General features: G+C 72.7%; 4 protein-coding genes. 3 read left to right on the plus strand and 1 reads right to left on the minus strand.

Annotated features, from left to right (window positions below):
• Positions 1-338 precede the first annotated feature (338 nt).
• Positions 339-1091 (minus strand): TIGR03089 family protein, encoded by a 753-nt coding sequence (locus tag AOK03_RS39420; RefSeq protein WP_055570145.1) that lies wholly within the window; start codon positions 1089-1091, stop codon positions 339-341.
• 137 nt (positions 1092-1228) lie between these two features.
• On the opposite strand from AOK03_RS39420, the gene AOK03_RS39425 reads away from it, so the two are divergent.
• The 3 genes from AOK03_RS39425 to AOK03_RS39435 all read left to right on the plus strand — a co-directional run bounded on the left by AOK03_RS39425 (position 1229) and on the right by AOK03_RS39435 (position 4890).
• A complete protein-coding gene (locus tag AOK03_RS39425; protein ID WP_244177951.1) occupies positions 1229-2662 on the plus strand; it encodes a peptidoglycan recognition protein family protein in 1434 nt (477 codons plus the stop codon).
• Between the two features lie 114 nt (positions 2663-2776).
• Positions 2777-3859 carry a mannose-1-phosphate guanylyltransferase gene (gene manB / locus AOK03_RS39430; protein WP_055570147.1) on the plus strand — a complete coding sequence of 361 codons (1083 nt, stop codon included), beginning with the start codon at positions 2777-2779 and terminating at the stop codon, positions 3857-3859.
• Positions 3860-3885: 26 nt separating this feature from the next.
• The gene (locus AOK03_RS39435; protein ID WP_055570148.1) at positions 3886-4890 is read left to right on the plus strand and encodes a DNA-3-methyladenine glycosylase family protein; all 1005 of its coding nucleotides are present in this window, start codon (positions 3886-3888) and stop codon (positions 4888-4890) included.
• The last annotated feature ends 414 nt before the right edge of the window (positions 4891-5304 follow it).

Here is a 5304-nt window from a genome sequence, read left to right on the forward strand (position 1 = left end):
ACGTCCAGCCGCAGTGCACCTGCAGACGCACGCTTTCCGGGGCGGCGATCCGGGGCGGCGATTCAGGGGCGCGGGGAACTGCGCAAAACGTCCAGCCGCAGTGCACCTGCAGACGCACGCTTTCCGGGGCGGCGATCCGGGGGCGGCGATTTAGGGGCGCGGGGAACTGCGCAAGACGTCCAGCCGCAGTGCACCTGCAGACGCACGCTTTCAGGGGCGGCGATCCGGGGCGGCGATTCAGGGGCGCGGGGAACTGCGCAAAACCCACAACGGACCCGCACCCGAACGCGCACCCGAACCCGCACCCGACCGCCGCCCGGAGGGGAACCGGCCAAGGCCTACGGCCGGATCACACCCACCCGCTCATCCTCGACCCGCTTCTCCAGCCCACCCTCACCCAGCCGATCCAGGTTCCGGCACAGAACCACCGACCCACCCGCGGCCAGCGCCCCGTACAGCCCGACACTGAGCCCGTCCCAGGTCGCGTACGACTGCCCGGAAAGCACCCGCGCCCCGGGCCCGATCCCGAGCCGCCCCGCATCCGCCCGCGCCCGCTCCACCAGCTCCGAGCCCGTCAGCTCGACGCCGTCGACCACGAGAGCGGTCTCGTCCGGGTCCACCGGGGCGTACGGAGCGAACCGGTCGCCCTGCCCCGGCACCTCCACCGCGTAATCGGCGAAGCCGGCCGGCGGCTGCGGGAAGCGCCCGCCGAGCGGCCGCAGCGCGAGCGCCACCCGCTCCCCGGAGCAGGCCCGCGCGGCGTCGAGCGAGTCGGGCCCGCTGACGACGAGGTCGGCCGAAGCCGGATCGCCGCCCACGTCCGCGACCACGCCTACCGACGAACAGGCGAGCAGCCACACGGCGGTCTGCCAGTGCGCGGGCAGCAGCAGCACGGCCCGGTCGCCCGGCTCGGCGGCGAGATCGCCCTGGAGCAGATTGGCGGTCTTGGCCACCCAATTGGCGAAGGTGGCCACGGACAATTCCACGCGCTCACCGGTGGCGTCGTCGTAGAAGGTGACCAGTGGGCGGCCCGGATCCGAGGCGAGCGCGGATCGCAGCAGGTCGGCAGGGGTGCGGTCGTTGGCGTTCACGGGCGCAAGGGTACGCGGGCCGCCGCGTGCCCCCGGCGTGGCGGGGGAGTGCGGGTGGCTGGATCGCCCACACTTGGCCGACGGGCCGTCAGTTTCCCAATGGACAGAAATGCACGGTTATGCCAACGATCGTACGTATGCGTGGATTTCTAGCTTCCTCGATCGGCGTCACGTGCGCGGCCGCCCTGGCCCTGCCCCTCTCCCTGCCGTCGTCCGGCGCCCGAGCCGCGGCGCCCGACGCACCGTCGGCCGCCGGGCCCGCCGCGGAGGCGGTCCCCGGCAGCACCCAGTCCATCCCGCTCGCCTCGCGAGGCTCCGACCGCGCGCTCGGCTCGGCCGGCGCGCGCGAACAGGGCCTGGACCGGCGCGACGTCCGCCCCTTCTCCCTGGTGGGCGTCGTCTGGAACGACCCCGAGGCGGAACTGCACGGCACCGTCCAGGTCCGCACCCGCGCGACCGGCACCACCACCTGGTCCGGCTGGCGGAACGTGGAGACCCACAACCACGAACACGCCGCCGATCCCGGCACCCCCGAGCGCGGCGGCGCGGTCCGCGGCTCGACCGCACCGCTGTGGGTCGGCGACTCGGACGGCGTCGAGATCCGCGTACGCCCGGAACAGCCCACCACAACGGACCGCGCCGCTGCCGCCCCCTCCGCGGGCACCCTCCCCGAGGGCCTGCGCCTCGAACTCGTCGACCCCGGCGACGAACCACCGCCGAAGGGCGCCCAGGCCGAGGTGCCGCGCGCCTCCGCGATGAGCGCCCAGTCCGCCGCGTCCTCCGCCGTCAACGCGGACCTCGCGCCCATCGGCGCCTCGGTGATCCCCGCGCTGACCAAGCGGCAGACGGAGGAGGACCTGATCGCCGCGCGCGGCGGCCCCGGGACGGTCGCCCAGGCGATCAGCAAGACCGGCAGCAAGTCCGGCAGCAAGACGGGCGGCAAGTCCGCCACCAAGGCGGGCCCCTACGTCGGCCCGCGCCCGCGCATCATCACGCGCAAGGGCTGGGGCGCCGACGAGAAGCTCCGGGAGAAGGACTTCGCGTACACGAAGACGGTGAAGGCCGCCTTCGTGCACCACAGCGCGTCCGGCAACTACTACCGCTGCTCACAGTCCGGAGCGGTGCTCCGCAGCATCTACCGCTTCCACGTCAAGAGCAGTGGCTGGCGTGACTTCGGCTACAACTTCGCCGTCGACCGCTGCGGAAACATCTACGAAGGACGTGCCGGAGGTGTGGCCAAGCCGGTCCTGGGGGCCCACACTCTCGGGTTCAACACCAACAGCATGGGCATCGCCGTCCTCGGCACGTACAGCCACTCCAACCCGCCGAAGGCGGCCGTGGACGCCGTCGCCCGGCTGACCGCGTGGAAGCTCGGCCTGTACGGCGCCAATCCGCGCGGTACTACCTACCTGAAGTCCGGCGGTGGCAACCTGTACAAGAAAGGCAAGAACGTCCGGCTCCAGGTGATCTCCGGTCACCGGGACGGATTCGCCACTGATTGCCCCGGTAGCCGCCTGTACAAGAAGCTCGGCAAGGCCCGGTCCACCTCGGCCCGCTTCCAGGGCCGCTGAGGCCCGAGGCACCCGCTCCATCTGCAAGACCTGCACGACCTGCACATCCGTCTGCATACACTGGCCGGCCGAAACTCAAGTTCGGCCGGCCCCAGCAGGAAGCAGAGACGACAGGTGACAGAAGCGATCCTCCTGGTCGGCGGCAAGGGAACCCGGCTGCGCCCCCTCACGGTCCACACCCCCAAACCGATGGTCCCGGCGGCAGGCGTCCCGTTCCTCACCCATCAGCTGGCGCGGGCCCGCGCGGCGGGCGTGGACCACATCGTCCTCGCCACCTCCTACCTCGCCGAGGTCTTCGAGCCGTACTTCGGGGACGGCTCGGCCCTCGGCCTCCACATCGAGTACGTCACGGAGACCGAGCCCCTCGGCACGGGCGGCGCCATCCGCAACGTGGCGTCGCGGCTGCACTCGGGCCCGGACGACCCGGTCCTGATCTTCAACGGCGACATCCTCACCGGCCTGGACATCCGCGCCCTCGTCGGCACGCACGAGGAGTCCGGCGCCGACGTGTCCCTGCACCTCACGAAGGTCGACGACCCGCGCGCCTACGGCCTGGTCCCCACCGACGCGACCGGCAGGGTCACCGCCTTCCTGGAGAAGCCGCAGACCCCCGAGGAGATCGTCACCGACCAGATCAACGCCGGCGCGTACGTGTTCCGCCGCTCGGTCATCGACACGATCCCCGCGGGACGCCCCGTCTCCGTCGAACGCGAGACCTTCCCCGATCTCCTCTCCTCCGGCGCCCACCTCCAGGGCATGGTCGACTCCACGTACTGGCTGGACCTCGGCACGCCCCAGGCGTTCGTACGCGGCTCCGCCGACCTGGTCCTCGGCCGCGCCCCCTCCCCGGCGGTCCCCGGCCGCTGCGGCGAGCACCTGGTCCTGCCCAGCGCCTCCGTCGCCCCCGGTGCCAAGCTCACCGGCGGCACGGTGGTCGGCGAGAACGCGCACGTCGGTGAGGGCGCGCGGATCTCCGGCAGCACGATCCTGTCCGGCGCGGTCATCGAGCCCGGCGCGGTCGTCGCGGACTCCCTGATCGGCGCGGGTGCCCGGGTCGGGGCCCGCTCGACGCTCTCGGGCGCGGTGATCGGGGACGGTGCGACCGTCGGCGCGGACAACGAGCTGCGCGACGGCGTACGCGTCTGGTGCGAGGCGACACTGCCGGCGGGCGCGGTCCGCTTCTCCTCGGACCAGTAGCGCGTACGTCCCCTACCCTCATACAGATGTCGTCCCGTTTCGCCCCGCGCCCCACACGCACCACCGTGCGCGGGGGCGAGACGGCCGTGCCCGAGGGCGTCCCCCGCCAGTCCACCGCGGCCCTGACCCGCGCCTGGCAGCCGCCCTTCCCGCTGGACCTGGGCCTGACCCTGGGCCCCCTGCGCCGCGGCCCGGCGGACCCCACGTTCCGTACGACACCGGACGGCTCGGTCTGGCGCGCGAGCCGCACGCCGCAGGGCGCGGGCACCCTCAGGGTCGCCGCGCGCGGCGGTTCGGTGGAGGCGGAGGCGTGGGGCCCTGGCGCGGCCTGGCTCCTGGACCAACTGCCCGCCCTCCTGGGCGAGTCGGACGACCCCGGCGCGTTCACCCCGCGCCACCGCCTGGTGGCCGCGACGGCCCACCGTCGTCCGGGCCTGCGCCTGACCCGCACGGGTCTGGTCCTGGAATCCCTGATCCCGTCGATCCTGGAACAGAAGATCACGACGGAGGAGGCCTACCGGGCCTGGCGCCTCCTGGTCCGCAAGTACGGCGAACCGGCCCCCGGCCCGGCCCCCGCCCAGGCCCGCATGCACGTGATGCCGGACCCGCGCGCCTGGGCCCTCATCCCCTCCTGGGAGTGGCACAAGGCGGGCGTCGACGACAAGCGGGCGTCCACGGTCCTGCGCGCGGCCGGCCGGGCGTCCCGCCTGGAGGAGGCGGCGTCGATGGAGCCCCCACAGGCCCGGGCCCGCCTCGAACTCATCCCGGGCATCGGCCCCTGGACCTCGGCGGAAACGGTCCAGCGCAGCAACGGCGCCCCCGACGCGGTGACGGTCGGCGACGTCCACCTCCCCGGCATCATCGGCCACGCCCTGGCGGACAACCGCAACGCGGACGACACCGAAATGCTCGCCCTCCTGGCCCCCTACAAGGGCCAACGCCACCGAGCCGCCCGCCTGATCCTCCTGAGCGGCAGAACCCCACCCCGAAGAACCCCTAAAATGCGCAAAACAAACATCGCCACGTGGTAACCCGAGCCCCTCCGAGACCAAGACACCACAGGAACGCCCCCAGGACCGCGGAGAACCACGCAAAAAACCCACGACGCCGCACCCACCAACGAACCACGGCCGGAGACGTCGGGGGCGCGGGGAACTGCGCAAAAACCCCACAGCGGTGAGCCTGACAATGAACGACGGCCGGAGACGTCGGGGGCGCGGGGAACCACGCAAAAAACCCACGACGCCGCCCCCACCAACGAACGACGGCCGGAGACGTCGGGGGCGCGGGGAACCACGCAAAAAACCCACGACGCCGCCCCCACCAATGAACCACGGCCGGAGACGTCGGGGGCGCGGGGAGCTGCGCAAAAAACCCCACGGCGGTGAGCCCGACAACGAACCACGACCGGAGCCCCCAGGGGCGCGGGGAACTGCGCAAAAACC

This window comes from Streptomyces atriruber (genome assembly GCF_001418325.1).
GTDB lineage: Bacteria > Actinomycetota > Actinomycetes > Streptomycetales > Streptomycetaceae > Streptomyces > Streptomyces atriruber.

Coding starts and splice junctions, on each gene's coding strand:
- AOK03_RS39435 (WP_055570148.1), top strand. CDS start 3,886: ATGTCGTCCCGTTTCGCCCCGCGCCCCACACGCACCACCGTGCGCGGG.
- AOK03_RS39425 (WP_244177951.1), top strand. CDS start 1,229: ATGCGTGGATTTCTAGCTTCCTCGATCGGCGTCACGTGCGCGGCCGCC.